Here is a 13,604-nt window from a genome sequence, read left to right as displayed (position 1 = left end):
AGATAAGAGAGGGATTGACAATACGATATGGAATATTATGCAAAGTCAAATGACACCAAGAAGGAAGTTAAAAATGTAAATGACATCAGAAACATATTGATTTATCTTTTGGACAGCCAGATGGATAAATTGAATGAAAACGAGTCGAAGATGATCATTTCTTACTTGGATTCTTTGAAACAGCAAACTGTTCAGGAGCAAAAAACTTTAAGAGAACATGAGAAGGATATTGTTAACTGTGCAGGAAAATTCTTTGAGATTTTTGATATGTATTTTACAGAAAAGGAAAAGAATCTGGTTTTAGAGGCATGCCGAGTGCATGACCTTGGAAAAGCTAATTATATTTTCCAGACAATTGTCAATCCCCAACTTACAAGGATGGCTGAAAGGCAGATACCACATGGTTTTCTTAGTGCACTTAGTTTATCAGAGAAACAGGTTAAGCAGGAAATACCAGAATGTACAGGCGATGACTTTTCTGTGTTATTGACAGCCGTCTATTATCATCATGATCGGAAGGATAGTTTTTCTGATAAGGATTTTTATGACTATTACGATAAATGGTATAAAAAATATTTGCAGGAATATTTGGGAAAGGAAGATGTGAAATTTTCTGCCGCAAATCGTAATCAACTGTTGTATTCGAATAATCCTACAATGAAATTGAGAAGTGTAGATGAGCAAACATGGTGTGAATATATGTTGATAAAGGGCTTGTTGAATAAGTTTGACTGGACGGTAAGTGCAGGATATGAAGAAGCAGAATTACACAGTGACATTGCTGAGAAAAAATTATGCAGCACGATTCGCGATTACTTTTCAAATTCATTGCGTGAGTTGCAGGTTTTTATGCAGGAACATAGTGATGATAATGTTGTAGTTATAGCACCTACTGGATCAGGAAAAACAGAGGCAGCTTTATTATGGGCAAATGGCGAGAAAGGTTTTTATACATTACCGTTAAAAGTTTCTTCTAATGCCATATATAGCAGAATAAAGGACAGGTATATGTATAAGGATGTAGCATTGCTTCATTCTGATAGCTTAAGCAGTTATTTTGATGGAACAGATGGGAAATTTACAGATGGGAATACCAGATATGAGCAGGCAAAATTGTTCTCGTATCCACTTACTGTCTGCACGGTAGATCAATTATTTAAATTTGTTTATAAAGCCCCGGGAACTGAGATTTTTGCAGCAACACTGAAATATTCAAAATTAATTATAGACGAGATTCAGTCATATTCTCCTAAGATAGTAGCAGCATTAATTTACGGCTTGTCAGAACTAAAACAAATGGAAGGAAAATTCGCAATCATAACAGCAACATTTCCGCCGGTTTTAGAATTTTTTATGCGAAAATATCGGTTGATAAAGGATCGTGATTATATTTTTAGAGATTTTTCCGATACAATGGGAACAGACAGGCATACGATCGCATTATTTCATGAAGAATTTGATTTTGACAGAATTGCGGAAGATGGATACAAGAAAAAAGTTTTGGTCATATGCAATACAGTATCAAAGGCACAGAAGGTATATGAAGAATTATCCCAAAGAACAGACGAGGTATTCCTGCTTCATTCCAGATATATTCGGAAACATCGAGATCAGTTGGAAAAGATGATAATGGATTTTTCCGATAATGATGAGATGACAGGTATATGGGTAACAACCCAGATTGTAGAAGCAAGTCTGGATATTGATTTTGATGTTCTTTATACGGAGATGTGTACGGCTGACAGTTTATTGCAAAGAATGGGACGGTGTAATAGAGCAGGAAAAAAGGATATAACTGATGCAAATGTATTAATTTATGTTAATTATTCAGGATGTATGAAGAATGGAAAAGGAATATATGACAGTGATATATATGATAGATCTGTACGGTTATTAGAGGAATATAATGGAATGCTTTTTTCCGAAAAAGATAAAGTTCAGTATATGAATAAAGTTTATGATGTAGACGCATTAAAGAATACGGCTTACTTCCAAACGATAAAAAGAAATCTGGCTAAATTTAAATCGTTGCAGCCGTTAGATTATACATCTAAGAAAGATATCGATGAGGATTTTCGTGGAATAAAAAGTATTACAGTAATCCCAGATAGAATATATCAGGAAAATCAGGAGCTGATCGAGGCAATAACGGGTGTTTTAGATACACCATATGTTGACAGTAATATACGAAGGATATTGAAAGCAAAACTGGCAGATATAACTCTTAATCTGAATCTGTATTCGGATCGGAGAAAATTAGATGGTGTGGATTTGAATTGTATAAATGGCAGATTAGATATTCACAGGACATGCTTATTATATGATTTTGATGAAATGACAGGACGGGGTATGGGCTTATCGTTAACGAAGTATGATGATGAGTGGAATTTCATATAAGGAGGAATTGTGGAAAATCGAGTTACTGGTGTAATGATTTATTATTATTTTGTGTGTAAAAGAAAATTATGGTATTTCATAAATGAAATAAACATGGAATCCGATAATGAAAATGTTATGTTGGGTAAATTACTTGATGAGAACAGTTACCGGCGTGATGATAAACACATTAATATCGATAATGTAATAAATATTGATTTTATAAAAGAGCATCAGGAATTACATGAGATAAAAAAGAGCAAGGCAATAGAAGAAGCAGGAATCTGGCAGGTTAAATATTATCTATATTATTTGAAACAACGAGGAGTTAAGGGCTTAACGGCAAAGATTGATTATCCATTGATCAAAAAAAATATTGTTGTAGAACTGTCAGAGGATGATGAAGTACAGTTGCAGAAGACAGTTGCAGATATAGAAAAGTTAAAAATGCAGGAACAACCACCAGCATTTGAAAAACAAAAAATATGTGGAAAGTGCGCATATCATGATTTGTGTTTTATCTAACATGGAGGGATAATGGGACAAAGTTTTTATATTTACAATAGTGGAGATTTAAAAAGAAAAGATAATACACTTCAATTTATATCTACAGGTGGAGAAAAAAGAGATATTCCGATTGAACGAATTGATGATATTTATGTCATGTCAGAAATGTCATTTAATACAACATTTTTGAGTTACATTTCTCAATATGGAATCCCGATACATTTCTTCAATTATTATAATTTTTATACAGGTAGCTTTTATCCAAAAGAAAAGCTGTTGGCAGGTCAATTATTGGTAAAACAGGTTGAACATTATACTGATTATGGCAAGAGATTGACCATTGCAAAAAAAATTATAGAAGCGGCTGCCGATAATATTTACCGAAATCTCCGGTATTATAACGGGCGAGGTAAGGATGTGTCTTCCTATATGTCAGAAATTGATTCGTTGAGAAAAGAATTACCCAAAACATCAACGATTCAAGAGTTAATGGGAATAGAAGGAAATATACGAAGACATTATTATGCAGCGTGGAATGTTATCATTGATCAGGAAATAGAGTTTGATAAAAGAGTTATGCATCCGCCTGATAACATGATTAATTCGTTGATTTCTTTTGTTAATTCTCTGATTTATTCAAAGGTTCTTAGTGAGGTATATCATACACAATTGAATCCGACGATAAGTTATCTCCATGAACCTGGTGTCAGAAGATTTTCGCTATGTCTGGATGTAGCAGAAATTTTCAAACCGTTGATAGGAGATCGACTTCTTTTTTCTTTATTAAACCGTAATCAGATAACAGAAAAAAGTTTTACGAAGGAGTTGAACTATTTGCATTTGAATAGGGATGCATCCAGATTGATTGCACAGGAGTTGGAGAAAAAATTACAGCAGACAATTATGCATAAAGATTTAGGTCGCCCTGTTACATATCAGTATCTGATGCGTTTAGAGTTATACAAGTTGATCAAGCATCTGATCGGTGAAAAAGAATATGAAGGATTCAGAATATGGTGGTGAAATATGTATGTAGTATTGGTATATGACATAAATAAAGAAAACAATGGACAAAAACGATGGAATCATATTTTTAAGATTTGTAAAAGGTATTTGTCCCATATACAAAATTCTGTTTTTGAGGGAGATATCACAAAAGTACAACTTGTGAAGCTGAAACAGGAGCTGGATGAATATATTGATCATGAATTGGATTCCGTTATTATATTTAAAAGCAGGCATGAAAAATGGTTGAATAAAGAATTTTGGGGTAAGGAAGATGACAAAGCCAGTTTCTTTATTTGAAATTGTCGACCATAAATATTGCAAAAACTGCCGTCAGTCGACAATGTGATGAAATATAGAAAAATGGAATATACAATTAAAAAATAGAATGTGTATTCCCAGTATTGAAGCAAGGTCGACAGAAAGAGGATATGAAAGCATTGTAAAATATTGCTTTTTTATAGTGTTGGTTTTAATAGATACATGGTGGAATGTGAATAATTTTTCCACGGTTTCAACTGTCTTTGTGTTACCCGTTTTAATAGATACATGGTGGAATGTGAATGAAAGATCGTATTCTGATACATCGCCCTGTTCCGCGTTTTAATAGATACATGGTGGAATGTGAATACGCCATTATGGGGCATCTGTTCGGTTGGCATTATAGTTTTAATAGATACATGGTGGAATGTGAATAATGTTTGATACGCAAGGTGATATTCCGGAAAATGGTTTTAATAGATACATGGTGGAATGTGAATGTGTACCGTTCGCGTATGGAATTTGGTGGATACCTGTTTTAATAGATACATGGTGGAATGTGAATTATAAGACTAAAGTAACAACATCAAAAACAGCAAGGTTTTAATAGATACATGGTGGAATGTGAATACTATGACATACGCTATAATACCAACCGAACAGAGTTTTAATAGATACATGGTGGAATGTGAATGATAAATCAGATTCTACAGAAAAAATAGGTGCAGGTTTTAATAGATACATGGTGGAATGTGAATAGAGACGAACCAGAAAACGTGGACTTGTTTCCATCTGTTTTAATAGATACATGGTGGAATGTGAATAAGCTTTCCGAAAAGGATAAAAGCTATCTGCTGGGGTTTTAATAGATACATGGTGGAATGTGAATAGTGTTGTATTTGCTGCGACACCCTCTGTCTCGCATGTTTTAATAGATACATGGTGGAATGTGAATACCTTTAAAATTTATAATTCTTCCATTATCATGACCGTTTTAATAGATACATGGTGGAATGTGAATTTTATCCAGTGAATTTCCTGTTCCCCTTGCGTATACCGGTTTTAATAGATACATGGTGGAATGTGAATCGCATATCGGTCACTATGATTTCAAAAGTCAATACCCGTTTTAATAGATACATGGTGGAATGTGAATCCATCAGCAGGGTAGTTATGTACTAGCTCAACATAGTTTTAATAGATACATGGTGGAATGTGAATCGATAACCACCGCCGTATTCTGTAGAATCAGTTTTAGTTTTAATAGATACATGGTGGAATGTGAATAAGCTGTTCCTCACCGAAAGACTGAGGGGTTAAGATAGTTTTAATAGATACATGGTGGAATGTGAATGAATTTTTAGCAGTGATTGATAAATACTTTACTGTTGTTTTAATAGATACATGGTGGAATGTGAATGAATTTTTAGCAGTGATTGATAAATACTTTACTGTTGTTTTAATAGATACATGGTGGAATGTGAATGAATTTTTAGCAGTGATTGATAAATACTTTACTGTTGTTTTAATAGATACATGGTGGAATGTGAATAAATAATCCCCATGCGCAAAAGCGCCTAGTTCGATAGTTTTAATAGATACATGGTGGAATGTGAATTTTCCAAGTGGTTTTTTTATCGAACTTACAGGAGATGTTTTAATAGATACATGGTGGAATGTGAATACGAGTGTAAGATAGCGTGAGAATACATCGTCATAGTTTTAATAGATACATGGTGGAATGTGAATTATTTTCATAATGATACATCATCCTTTCATCCCTTGTTTTAATAGATACATGGTGGAATGTGAATCACTTTGATTCTAACTGACACAATGCAGAAATTAGCGTTTTAATAGATACATGGTGGAATGTGAATGAATTTACTGTGTTAGTTGTGTCGCCCTCACCCGAGTTTTAATAGATACATGGTGGAATGTGAATGAGTATATTTTTTTGATATACTTTTGATGCACCAGTTTTAATAGATACATGGTGGAATGTGAATTTTTTTACCTCCAAAATCGTTATTTTTGCGCTGTTGGTTTTAATAGATACATGGTGGAATGTGAATAATCATACGCGTTGTAGATGAATATGGAATAGACACAGTTTTAATAGATACATGGTGGAATGTGAATGCGCCATTATGGGGCATTTGTTCGGTTGGTATCATAGTTTTAATAGATACATGGTGGAATGTGAATAAATTTATTTACACAGTACAGGCTGCCAGTGATCTGAGTTTTAATAGATACATGGTGGAATGTGAATTTTATCTATGCAACTATTCGCAAAACTGATATTTTGTTTTAATAGATACATGGTGGAATGTGAATCTGGATGGATACAAAGGGCAAGATTGTTTGATTTTGTTTTAATAGATACATGGTGGAATGTGAATGCCGAAGACAATAGACGATGTGTATTTGCTTCTGTTTGTTTTAATAGATACATGGTGGAATGTGAATATATTAAGCAACTTTTCCGGCAGATTCTTTATAGCGTTTTAATAGATACATGGTGGAATGTGAATAGTGTTAAGTATCCACCGATTTCCTCCATCACTTTCGTTTTAATAGATACATGGTGGAATGTGAATAGCTTGAATTATTTCAAAATTCAGAGCAAGAAAAATGTTTTAATAGATACATGGTGGAATGTGAATATATTACCGCTTTGCGTCTCTTCGAATGTATCTGGTTTTAATAGATACATGGTGGAATGTGAATATCGCAATCACAATTGTGGTAATCCGCTATTTATCGTTTTAATAGATACATGGTGGAATGTGAATTATTAAAAAATAAGTTGCAAAGCGTAAATAATCAGTGTTTTAATAGATACATGGTGGAATGTGAATATGATAAACAATGATGAATGGATTTCAGCAGAAATTGTTTTAATAGATACATGGTGGAATGTGAATGAAAGAATCGGAAAAATTCGTGGAAAATTTGCGGAGTTTTAATAGATACATGGTGGAATGTGAATAAGATATATATACACGTCATATTTCTATCCATGTGGTTTTAATAGATACATGGTGGAATGTGAATGAACCATCCTCATCTTTATTTTGATTTGAAATTGCAGTTTTAATAGATACATGGTGGAATGTGAATATTATTGCGCGGTGCGTGGAGACCAGAAAGTGCTTAGTTTTAATAGATACATGGTGGAATGTGAATTGATGCTGTTTTAGCAAGAGCCGCCGCGGCTTCTGGTTTTAATAGATACATGGTGGAATGTGAATCATATTCGTCAATAACAGAATAATTTGCACGATATGGTTTTAATAGATACATGGTGGAATGTGAATGAAAAATCACTAACTTTTTTACTCAAAAACGTACTGGTTTTAATAGATACATGGTGGAATGTGAATATACGGTTGTTAATACTCCGTTTGACATATTTTTTAGTTTTAATAGATACATGGTGGAATGTGAATCCAATAGCCTCCACGCATGACATTATTCTTAATACCGTTTTAATAGATACATGGTGGAATGTGAATATATCAAATGTCTATACAGTTTTTAATGCTGCACAGGTTTTAATAGATACATGGTGGAATGTGAATTGTCATAACTAAGTACCTTCCTTTCTCCAGATTTAGTTTTAATAGATACATGGTGGAATGTGAATTCATAAACCAAATCGTCTTCCGTATACTTTGGACAGTTTTAATAGATACATGGTGGAATGTGAATGTAGATAGTGTCTGGTGTAACTGCCTTTGTTCCGTGTTTTAATAGATACATGGTGGAATGTGAATGTATATACTTCTGATGAACTTGTGTATACTGGGGAAAGTTTTAATAGATACATGGTGGAATGTGAATACACCTTACAGAGCATAAGGTTCATGTCGCCATTTGAGTTTTAATAGATACATGGTGGAATGTGAATTGTATGCGTTTGCGGATAATCCTGCTGTATTATATGGTTTTAATAGATACATGGTGGAATGTGAATATGAGTGTAAGGTAGCGCGAGAATACATCATCATAAGTTTTAATAGATACATGGTGGAATGTGAATGTCGTTTGGTGAAGAACAGTTAAAAGAAGCATTTCGTTTTAATAGATACATGGTGGAATGTGAATTTGCGATCTGACGATATGTGCCGGTACATGTAAACCAGTTTTAATAGATACATGGTGGAATGTGAATGAAAGCGGTTTATTGGTATCAAGTGCAATTTTCTTGTTTTAATAGATACATGGTGGAATGTGAATCTTGGAAAGGACCAGTTCGATCTTGCTATAAGTAGTTTTAATAGATACATGGTGGAATGTGAATCTAATAAATTGAGCTCGGCAATCGTTGGAATTTACTGTTTTAATAGATACATGGTGGAATGTGAATATTGGTTTCCCGTACCTCTCGCGTATACTGTATTGTGTTTTAATAGATACATGGTGGAATGTGAATAAAGTTCGGGCGAAAGTTTTTGAGGAGGGAAAAGCGTTTTAATAGATACATGGTGGAATGTGAATGAAGAAAAGCTGTCAGATACTATCCTGGTCTATAGGTTTTAATAGATACATGGTGGAATGTGAATTTTGGAGCATGACGACGGATAAGGCGGTTATTGTTGTTTTAATAGATACATAGTGGAATGTGAATACTGCATTTTGTATAACTATTGCAGGTCTTATGCCAGTTTTAATAGATACGTAGTGGAATGTGAATTTATAGAGGACGAAATAGACCGGAGCCGGGATCTTTGTTTTAATAGATACGTAGTGGAATGTGAATTGGCGCAAGGATTGGTCGGCTGTATCGGATATGCCGGGTTTTAATAGACACATGGTGGAATGTGGATTATGGACATTTTACATAGTATTGAGCTTGAGTTACGTTTTAATAGATACATAGTGGAATGATAACAAAGAAAATATAATTAAAATAAAAGGGGGAAAATAAAATGAAACAAGGAGAACAGGAAGCGAAGGAGATTTTACAATTAAAAGGCTATATATTTGACAATCAATATTATGATGATAATTCAAGTAAGAGTATGCCTGATCTAAAATTTCAAGGAGGGAATTATTTAGAAGTAACACATACGCAACATAATAATAAAATAGCAAAATCTCCAACACAATTTGATAGATTATCTATTAGAGAGAAAACGGAGAAATTACAGGAAATAAGTGAAGCGCAAATGCGTTTTATTGCATTGGATTATGAAAGAAATATCGATGGTTCATTTACAGAAGAAGGAAAATGTCAATTCGATAAAGATAAACGACTTCTTGCGAAAAGTTTTAATTACAAAGATGGGCAACCCTCAGAATTTAAATCGGATATACCAGTGATAGAAGCTGATATAGATAATATTATTGCGGGAATAAAGAAAAAGGAAAAATTACATCCTAAAGGGGATACGGACTTGTTTATATTTGTTTTAGATGATGAATTTGATTGTATGGAACATCTGTTAAAAACAAAAGAAAGAAACGGTGTTACGGATTATTTTCTTAGGGTTATAGAGAAATCACCATTTGAAAAGGTGTTTATATGTGAATGGGATTTTGAGAAGCAGTGCTATATAAAGGAGAATCCCAGACTGATTTGCTATACAACCATAAAAGAACAAGAAGTAAGCTATATAGATATATGCAGTTATAAATTATATGAGAATTTAATAAGACCATATAGATACAAATACAGATGTAACACTGAGATCAAAAAGTAGTAGCACATGTACATACTCCCCCCACCACAGCCTTACTTACCACATCCCCTATATGCGATTCGGCTCCTGTGGCGGGGGAGAACTTTGTTCTGGTTCTTTTTATTACATGCTAGAATGTCTTTTGCAGAAATTCTGCATGCGATTTATAGTAGCGATAGTATTCGGTACCCTTTTCCTGACCATATTTGGTCACGAAGAGGTTGTGAATTTCCCGAAGGTTTGCTTTGTGCGGGTATAGTTTTTTATAGAAATCATCAATGAGAGCAATACCGGCATTAGAGTAAACAATCGATAAGAATTTACGGTATTTTGTTTTCTTTTGCCAGTTGACCTTTGGTATCTCGTAGGATGAACTCTTTACTATACCATAGATATAACTTCCTTTTTCCTGACCGTAGATTGATATAAGTATGTTGTGGATGGCGGATAGATTACTTTTCCCGACACAGGAAAGTAATGTATCGACCTGTTCCTTATCATACAGCGGCGTAGATACAGCTTCTGGAATAGCAGCTTGTTTATCAATCTTAGCAGAAACAGCAATTTTGACAGGATTCGCAGCGGGAGTGGCTTCTACGATCACGTCCGACTTTGGATTTTCTGCCTTTATTACTGAATCATCAATACTTTCCGGTACTGTAGCAAAAGCAGGAATTGCAGGAAGCAGCGGTTTTTGTACAGATAGTTCATTTGCCAGTGTGTGGAAAATGGAGGGAGCCTTGCGGCATACATGGTATCCGCGTTCCGTCCAGAAATGTACCACGCTGTCAAAACCTTTATCTTTTGAAACAATGATGAGGTTGTCGTCCGGATTTTTAACAGTATACGAACCAAGGTAGGTTACAAGTTGAAAATCTAAGGCATTATCAGTCCCGTTTTCACAGAGGATGAACTCAGGTTCAAAAGGGGACTGTTTCAATGCGACAACATTTGCATAGGACATGTTAGGAGACTTGTCGGTGTAGAATACAAGGATACAGTCATCGTCATTCAGATAATCAAATAGTTGTATCCAGGAATCGCCGACATTCTCACTATCTACAAAAAATATATTTCTCATGATTACCTCGTTCAACCAGAACAAAATAAGTATAGCATATAATTATATCTAACTGAACAAGAAAATATCGACATAAATGTCGGCAAAAAAACACCTCCACCCCATAGTAGTTTCATATGCAATACATTTCAGAAATTCTGTCTTGTATCATATAACCACCATGGAGCAGAGGTACTTTATATTATGCGGTTATTTAATGAATCGCTTCTGAATTCATAACAGTCTTAGCTGTACCGGCATAAGGGTAGGCCCAGAGGAAACTGCTAATTTTACCATAAGTAACATCCATATTCAGTTCATAGGACTGTACATTTTTGAGATTCTTAATCTTTACATCTTGTGTAGCACGAACCTTGAGCCAGAGTGTTTCATTTGCCTTAAGAGTCAGGCTCTGGTTGCTTTTGTATTTCTTCCATGGGCCATCACCTTTGCGATAGGAAATGATATCAATACCTGTTTCAATGGTCGAACCATTATCCAGTTCAATCGTCAGTACAGCATTGTCATATAATTTTAATGTGTCATTATAGGCTTTGCTGGTGATCTTATATACTGTTTCGTTATCAGCGCATTTTACACTGTTGTCAAATTTGAACGTATATTTACCGCTTCGGTTTGTTGCAGATATCTGTTCGTAGTCCGTAAATGCACTGTAATATTTCTTTTTGCCGACCTTAATATAAGTTCTGACTTTATAGCGGTATGTCTTGCCGGCTTTTACCGTCTTGTCTTTGTAGTTCAGACTTTCTACACTTTTCTTGACTGTTGCAATCTTCTTGTAGCCCACGATACCCATTTCTTTCCGGTAGATTTCATATCCGGTTGGAAGTACGCCGCCTGAACTGTATAATTTCAGCGTGATCGACTTTGTACTTCTTGGGGCTTCTGCAAACTGGTACTCGTCAAATGAACACACAGGGCCTGTATAGGCAGAAGCTGGGATACCGGTTTCGATAACTTTCTTTTTGTTTTTATAACCACGTATCATATAAGTATAACGTTTTTCCGGTTTCGCTTTTTTGTCGGTATAGCTTTTCTTCTTACCCGAAATGGTTGCGATCAGTTTGTATTTGCCTGCGTTCCAATCCTCATCCGCAACCGCCCGGTAGATCTTATATTGCGTAACTCCTTTTTGTGCTCCCCATGACAATTTCACCGAGGTGATCGAGGTAGCGGTAGCTGTTACGTCAAGATAGTCACTGGCTTTTACGACTGGCATGCTCGTAAACATGAGCTCTCCGATCATAATAAACATGAGTATGAGACTGATAATCTTTTTGTTCATAACCTTCAACTCCTTTCTTCGTCCGATATATACAGTTTATATTTGATGTATTTTTATATTCTGCTTGTGCCTTTGTCAACAGACCTTATAAATGACACACTTCGTTTTCTATTCGATGCATATGTCTTTTTCGTAAATACTCCTGTGCCAACTCACCTTCGGCTGAGCGGAGCACTTAGTGAAGACGAGCGTTAGCGCGAAGTCTGAGGTTCGTGTAGCTAACTCTAATTTGCCAGCGTGCATCTCATAACGAAAGCCTCGTGTATGCCATATTACAAGGTATATTGCCATAGACACAAACAGAATATAAAAAATAAACGTTAATTCTATACCTGTATATCCGGCTCCATAACCCTAAATTCCAACATACCATTTTCTTGATATGCTTATATCAATTGTACCATAGGCCGGCTTATAACGCTACTACGAAAGCACAGTCAAAATGACGAAAAAACCAAGAAAATAGGCGGCTTGCGGCTATATCTGGCAGATTATACATTCTATCAAAATTTGCATTATAAAATCTGTTAGTGAATTGCGGTAGATAGTGATACAAATTAATTAGCCAAAAGCATTCAATAAACATCCCGTTGCATATCAGCCTGTCACCCTCTTCCCACTATAATAAGACGTAAAATGAGGATTTCGTTATGAGATGCACGCTGCTGGTAAATACGGGTGCCTGTTTGAGCCGAAGGCGAGTTGGCACAGGAGTATTTACGAATCGAGCGTGTGCATCGAATAGAAACCGCAATGGTCATTTATAGTGGGAAGAGGGTGACAGGCTGATATGTAATGGGATATTTAACATAAACCTTCGGCGTATCCACATCACCCCTCCATCAGCCGGATAAGCTCCTTTGCGGCATTCGACAGATAATGCCCGTTCATATAGCCGATGCCAAGTGCATAGCTGGCGCTTGGATAGTTAAGCTGGATCACATTGAGGTTGTCAGTCAGCTTCCGGTCAGACAGAAAATTGCCGGGATAAACCGTGCATCCATAGTGGTTGATACACAGATTATATAAGGTTTCCAGATTGTTGGATTCCACACCAACCTTGACAGCCATTTTTTCAGACTGGAAGATGCTGTTCATGGCACTCCGGATCGTATTGCCGGTTTTATTGAGAAGAAAATTGCAAGGTTCCAGAACCTGGATTCTTCCGGTGCTGATCAGGATGCTCTTGACGTGACTGAAGTCCGGTCCGAAACAATTTTTTAGATATTTATCCGTAACCAGCAGATACAGATGATCTGTCCCTTTCGTTCATCTGCGATATCCTGGAATTCACTCATCATTTCTGTTTCCGTCTGAACCAGACGGTTCGAATAGTCCAGAAATCGTTCTCCGGCATAGGTAAGCTTCAGTGGTGTCGTTCGTTCAAATAATTTTGCAC

At 35.5% G+C, this 13,604-nt stretch carries 8 protein-coding genes and 1 CRISPR repeat array; of the genes, 5 read left to right on the top strand and 3 right to left on the bottom strand.

The window, feature by feature from the left end:
• The first annotated feature begins 27 nt into the window (after window positions 1-27).
• The 5 genes from cas3 (at window position 28) to DWW85_RS11260 (ending at window position 9,860) form a co-directional block, all read left to right on the top strand.
• Complete coding sequence (gene cas3 / locus DWW85_RS11280; protein WP_117808679.1) at window positions 28-2,397, top strand: CRISPR-associated helicase Cas3'; 2,370 nt, start codon at window positions 28-30, stop codon at window positions 2,395-2,397.
• A gap of 33 nt (window positions 2,398-2,430) precedes the next feature.
• Window positions 2,431-2,901 carry a CRISPR-associated protein Cas4 gene (locus DWW85_RS11275; protein WP_117808678.1) on the top strand — a complete coding sequence of 157 codons (471 nt, stop codon included), beginning with the start codon at window positions 2,431-2,433 and terminating at the stop codon, window positions 2,899-2,901.
• Between the two features lie 12 nt (window positions 2,902-2,913).
• A complete protein-coding gene (gene cas1b / locus DWW85_RS11270) occupies window positions 2,914-3,906 on the top strand; it encodes a type I-B CRISPR-associated endonuclease Cas1b (RefSeq protein ID WP_117808677.1) in 993 nt (330 codons plus the stop codon).
• A gap of 3 nt (window positions 3,907-3,909) precedes the next feature.
• The gene (gene cas2, locus DWW85_RS11265; protein ID WP_117808676.1) at window positions 3,910-4,188 is read left to right on the top strand and encodes a CRISPR-associated endonuclease Cas2; all 279 of its coding nucleotides are present in this window, start codon (window positions 3,910-3,912) and stop codon (window positions 4,186-4,188) included.
• Window positions 4,189-4,357: 169 nt separating this feature from the next.
• A CRISPR array of direct repeats spans window positions 4,358-9,049; the repeat unit is 30 nt; unit sequence GTTTTAATAGATACATGGTGGAATGTGAAT.
• Window positions 9,050-9,086: 37 nt separating this feature from the next.
• Complete coding sequence (locus DWW85_RS11260; RefSeq protein ID WP_117808675.1) at window positions 9,087-9,860, top strand: hypothetical protein; 774 nt, start codon at window positions 9,087-9,089, stop codon at window positions 9,858-9,860.
• A gap of 109 nt (window positions 9,861-9,969) precedes the next feature.
• On the opposite strand, the gene DWW85_RS11255 is transcribed toward DWW85_RS11260, so the two are convergent.
• The 3 genes from DWW85_RS11255 to DWW85_RS13005 form a co-directional block, all read right to left on the bottom strand.
• Window positions 9,970-10,920 carry a PIN domain-containing protein gene (locus tag DWW85_RS11255; RefSeq protein WP_117808674.1) on the bottom strand — a complete coding sequence of 317 codons (951 nt, stop codon included), beginning with the start codon at window positions 10,918-10,920 and terminating at the stop codon, window positions 9,970-9,972.
• 193 nt (window positions 10,921-11,113) lie between these two features.
• Window positions 11,114-12,205 carry a fibronectin type III domain-containing protein gene (locus DWW85_RS11250; protein ID WP_117808673.1) on the bottom strand — a complete coding sequence of 364 codons (1,092 nt, stop codon included), beginning with the start codon at window positions 12,203-12,205 and terminating at the stop codon, window positions 11,114-11,116.
• A gap of 831 nt (window positions 12,206-13,036) precedes the next feature.
• Complete coding sequence (locus DWW85_RS13005; RefSeq protein ID WP_278286980.1) at window positions 13,037-13,357, bottom strand: LysR family transcriptional regulator substrate-binding protein; 321 nt, start codon at window positions 13,355-13,357, stop codon at window positions 13,037-13,039.
• Between the last annotated feature and the right edge of the window lie 247 nt (window positions 13,358-13,604).

The sequence above is a fragment of the Clostridium sp. AF17-21AC genome (genome assembly GCF_003461365.1).
Lineage (GTDB): Bacteria > Bacillota > Clostridia > Lachnospirales > Lachnospiraceae > Coprococcus > Coprococcus ammoniilyticus.
Note: the sequence above shows the minus strand (reverse complement) of the source record. Positions and strands in the feature narration are given on the sequence as shown.